This window comes from Solibacillus cecembensis (assembly GCF_050272495.1).
In the GTDB taxonomy this organism is placed as follows: Bacteria; Bacillota; Bacilli; order Bacillales_A; family Planococcaceae; genus Solibacillus; species Solibacillus cecembensis.
Genome location: NZ_JBNNMF010000057.1, coordinates 1 through 4,166, shown reverse-complemented (window position 1 = coordinate 4,166; position 4,166 = coordinate 1). Strand labels below are relative to the sequence as shown.

Sequence of the window (4,166 nt, the reverse complement as noted above, 5' to 3'; positions counted from 1 at the left end):
TTTGTTAGCATAAGAATGGCACCTCCTTTGAATGATACGTCTATCGTACCGGAGGTGCCTGGCGTTTTATATGCGTTATTTGATTACGGGCTTACCTTTAGTTCAATAAGAAAAAAAGATCTGCATATGCAACTCAATGATCTTCAAGTAAAGCCCCCGTTAGTTGAAGAAGAAAAGTGAAGCTTATTCAACAATCGCGCCTGATTGTGGAAGATTAAGATTAGATTATCAACAAATCGTTTGTGTCAAGGAAAGAATGATCCTTTTCAATTTTCATTCTAAAATGGTTCATTATTCTTATCTGTTCTTCAGTTAACCTTTCTTTATTCCAGTACATATGCATTAAGCTATAATCAAAGACTTCTTTTAGTTTTATAAATAAAGGGAGTTTATCTAACATGTCCTTTGGGAGATCGTTTTCCTCTTGGTATCCCTCGATGATTGCTTTCGCAATACCTCTTCCATATTCAATGATGTTCCCACCACCGACAAATGAATACTCTATGGCACTATATATGGGAACAGCTAAATCAAAGATATAAAAATTCTTCTCACAATCTTGAAAATCAACCATTGACAGTTTTAAATCACGATCTACCAATATATTCTCTAACCATAAGTCACCGTGTAACAATCCATAATTGGAATTGTCTTTTGGAATGTTTTTAATCTTTGTTAAAATTTCATGTGCAACATCTCTAATCGTAGTCTCTTCCTCAGGAATATATTTTAAAAAAGCATATTCTTCATTTTGATACCAATCATTGATATATCTAGTCGGATTTATCTCTTCAAATGTTCTAGAGAGGCGATGTAATTTACCTATTTGCCTACCTAACTCTTTTAAAACATTTGCATTCCATTGATTTCTTGATAAGTGTTTACCTGCAGCAGATTCATAAAGAACAGTTAATAATTCCTTGTTATTAAAGGTTATCTTTTCTACCACTTTACCATTAATTGAAACTATTGCAGGTGATACACCTAGTCCTTCTTTATAGAGGTAGTTTGTATATGAAACCTCTTCTAACTGTTCATCATAACCTTTGTAGTTTGTAATTCTTGCAAAGTATTCACCTTGTTTTGCGGAACATCGAAACATTTCATTTGTTACTGCTTCAACTTTTATAAAATCTAATGTATATATTCCGTTGAGCAATTCTAGTATTTTTTGTTCCATAATAGCTATCTCCCTTCTAAATAAGTACATTATTTTTACATTAAATTTTTTGATTTACTTCTCTAAGGATTTAAGTTAACTAACTAGTTACAGATAATATATCGGGACTAACATGTAAATAATAACACAAATTATCCAATTTATGTTTTAAGGCGATATTCAATTAAATGGCCCGATTGTTGAACAAAAGTTTAACAACGCTATTGAACTAACCTGCTGCGTTACTTTAAGTACATTCTTTCACAATCTCAATAGGGGTCCCGTCAGAAATATTGCGGATTTACAACGTTAAGAAATGAGCTGCTTATGCAAGATTTTAATCAAGACTTGAGCCAGTGCAGTTTCTTTTTAACAGCGTTGAAAGCCTTGTTATATCGGGGTTCAAACGATTGTTCATAAAAAGCTGTATATGAATAGAATAAAAAAAAACACTTAAAACATTGATATGACAACATTTTAAGTGTTCTGTTGTAACCCAAAACTTGCATTTGGGAACGTTATTTAAGTTTATTTTGCATACTTTATAAATATTTAATGAACTAAAATGATTTTGGATTTAACTTTACTTTCCCTTAAAATTAAAATGTTGATTTCTATTATATATTTTACTAACTAACCAAACTAATAACAGTACAAAGGAAATAATAAGGAAACTATATGGTATTAGATAAAAATAATCTCTGTAATCATCCTCTAAATATGCTTCAATAAACCAATTATTACTTCCAACACCGTAGTTTATCTTATCTTTACTGATTGTTGTATTTTCTGGATAAATATATTGGGCTTCATTAGGTTCATGGAGTTCAGAATCATGTTCTTCATCATAAAATACACCTAAATATGATAGTGTGTCATACTTATCCTGAAACTCAGCAGTATGCTCTTCGATTATTTTAATTTCAGTAGTCGTAATTAATTCTTTATTATTAACTACATTTAAAATTCCTTGAGTCATATTCTTTAAAGATGATTGATATCCTTCCTCTAATTGTAAAATTGAAAAGAACGAGATAGCTGCTAAAATAACTGATACTACAGCAACAAGAAATAGGTTTGTAGTAAACTTTTTTTGATATTTGAATAATTCAGTTAACCCATTAGAAATAATTTTTTCATCACCAAACCTTTGAATAGCCATTGAAATGGCTTCTTTTTCTGGCATTCCCTCTTTTTTTAGTTCATTTACAGTTTCAGTTAAATGGATTCTCATTTCTTCTTTTAATTCTTGAATTTCTTTTTTATTTCCACCAACATTTTGATAAACTGCATTTACATATGAATCAATTTGTTTCATTATTCTCTCTCCTTTCTAAAAACGAGTCGATAATTCCTTTTACAAATTCCCATTCCAAACGCTTCTTTTCAAAACCTTCTTCACCTAATGATGTGAGCCTATAATATTTCCTTCTTCCCCCTGGTCCTTTTTCGTCTCCCCAGTAGGATTCAATCCATGTATTCTTTTCAAGTCGCTTTAAGGACAAATAAAGCGTACCTTCTTTTAATTCGAATTGTTCATTGCTTCTTTCTCGAACCAATTTAGCTAACTCATAGCCATACATATCTTTAGTATGCAGAAGTGATAGGATTAGCGTATCAATATGACCTTTCAAAACCTCTTTATTAACTTCCATATTCTTCACCTCCTAATTATTTTATAATACAGATTACTCTATAATGCAAGGTAATGATTAAAAAAATATAACCTTTACTCAATTAAATGGTCAGATTGTTGAATATCAAAAAAAACTCTCAAAGCGTCATTAGGGAACATAACAATCATTAGTAGCCAAAATAACCCCTATTCAATTGAATGGGGGTGTTGGTTCCCTAACTTTCATTTGGGAACGTTATTTGAATAATGGGTGTATGTTGCACATTGAGTATTGATTAACAAAGTTATACACCAAAGTGAATCATCCATTTATCTCCTTTTATTGCCTCGGTTATTTTTTTCATCAATTCTTCTAGTTCTTCTGATTTGTATTCGTCGTTTGCTTCACTAACAATATGTAAAAACTGTTTATGAGAACTCGGTGGTATCAATGTTATACCAAAATAGGCAAGGCTTTTATAAGGTCTATTTGTGTTATGTGCGAATGTATCTAACTGATGCATTTTTTCACCAAAATCCTTAGACATTAGTTCATCAAGGAAATCACCATCCACAATTATGCAATCATATTTTTCAGGTTCATAATGAACATATTCTTTATCTTTTTCTATACAAGCAACTATTCCAAACTCGTGAACGTAAGGCATATTACACCTCCCTGGTTTTACCTTAATATATACATCTACTATCCTATATTCCAATGAATATTTATATAAAATGTCCAAAGAGGTTCCCAAAGCGTCCTTTGGTAACATTTCATTGAGATTCTATTTATATGTTACCACCATTCAGAAGGATTGGATCGAACAGTCTTCTTTAAAATTATTTTTCGCAGCGTCTCAGAGTGTTATTTTCTATAAAAAACAGCGACAAACACCTATTTAACAGTGTTTGCCGCTGTTTGAAATGTTACCAAGCTTGTATTTGGGAACGTTTATTAGGTTTATTTTGTATACGTTATAAATACTTTTTGCACTAAAGCCACTGTTAGTTGAAGAAGGAATATAAATGTAAATCTTAAATAACTCGTACTAACTCTGGATTTAAAATAACACAATGTAACGTCCAACAATCAGAGAATTCTGTACCAATTTCGTGATTATGCAAGCAGACCCCGTTCATTCCATCACAGCCGTCAAGACCACAACAACCATTTAATCTACTTCTATCTGAATGGCGGTTTGAATTAATTAAATCCTTGATGTTTATAATGATAGAACCTTTTAATATTTCGTAAGCTGTTTCCTCTTGAATTAAATAAAAGCCTTTAGGAATATAGGGACTGACCCCCGTATATAAGACAGAGGTCAAAAAAGCATTTATCCAACCAGTTGTCGGTATTGAACCGGCGACTGGTTGTTTAATTTCGCT

At 31.4% G+C, this 4,166-nt stretch carries 6 protein-coding genes; 1 reads left to right on the top strand and 5 read right to left on the bottom strand.

From position 1 onward, the window contains the following. The coding region (locus ACQKIH_RS22305) for a hypothetical protein (protein WP_427769027.1) at positions 1-180 on the top strand (180 nt) is incomplete at its 5' end. Positions 181-220: 40 nt separating this feature from the next. Here ACQKIH_RS22305 and ACQKIH_RS22300 read toward each other — a convergent pair. The 5 genes from ACQKIH_RS22300 to ACQKIH_RS22280 all read right to left on the bottom strand — a co-directional run. Then, a complete protein-coding gene (locus ACQKIH_RS22300; protein WP_427769025.1) occupies positions 221-1,180 on the bottom strand; it encodes a phosphotransferase enzyme family protein in 960 nt (319 codons plus the stop codon). Between the two features lie 562 nt (positions 1,181-1,742). After that, positions 1,743-2,477 carry a permease prefix domain 1-containing protein gene (locus ACQKIH_RS22295; protein ID WP_427769024.1) on the bottom strand — a complete coding sequence of 245 codons (735 nt, stop codon included), beginning with the start codon at positions 2,475-2,477 and terminating at the stop codon, positions 1,743-1,745. Further along, the gene (locus ACQKIH_RS22290) at positions 2,464-2,814 is read right to left on the bottom strand and encodes a PadR family transcriptional regulator (protein WP_427769021.1); all 351 of its coding nucleotides are present in this window, start codon (positions 2,812-2,814) and stop codon (positions 2,464-2,466) included. The genes ACQKIH_RS22295 and ACQKIH_RS22290 overlap by 14 nt, the downstream gene beginning before the upstream one ends. Positions 2,815-3,079: 265 nt before the next feature. Next, positions 3,080-3,442: a hypothetical protein gene (locus ACQKIH_RS22285; RefSeq protein WP_427769019.1), complete on the bottom strand. Its 363-nt coding sequence runs from the start codon at positions 3,440-3,442 to the stop codon at positions 3,080-3,082. A 370-nt stretch (positions 3,443-3,812) separates the two neighbouring features. Next, on the bottom strand, positions 3,813-4,166 hold a 354-nt coding region (locus tag ACQKIH_RS22280; RefSeq protein WP_427769016.1), incomplete at its 5' end, for a hypothetical protein.

Excerpts from the sequence above, each read along its gene's own strand:
- ACQKIH_RS22295 (WP_427769024.1), bottom strand. The coding sequence starts at position 2,477 with ATGAAACAAATTGATTCATATGTAAATGCAGTTTATCAAAATGTTGGT.
- ACQKIH_RS22290 (WP_427769021.1), bottom strand. The coding sequence starts at position 2,814 with ATGGAAGTTAATAAAGAGGTTTTGAAAGGTCATATTGATACGCTAATC.
- ACQKIH_RS22300 (WP_427769025.1), bottom strand. The coding sequence starts at position 1,180 with ATGGAACAAAAAATACTAGAATTGCTCAACGGAATATATACATTAGAT.
- ACQKIH_RS22285 (WP_427769019.1), bottom strand. The coding sequence starts at position 3,442 with ATGCCTTACGTTCACGAGTTTGGAATAGTTGCTTGTATAGAAAAAGAT.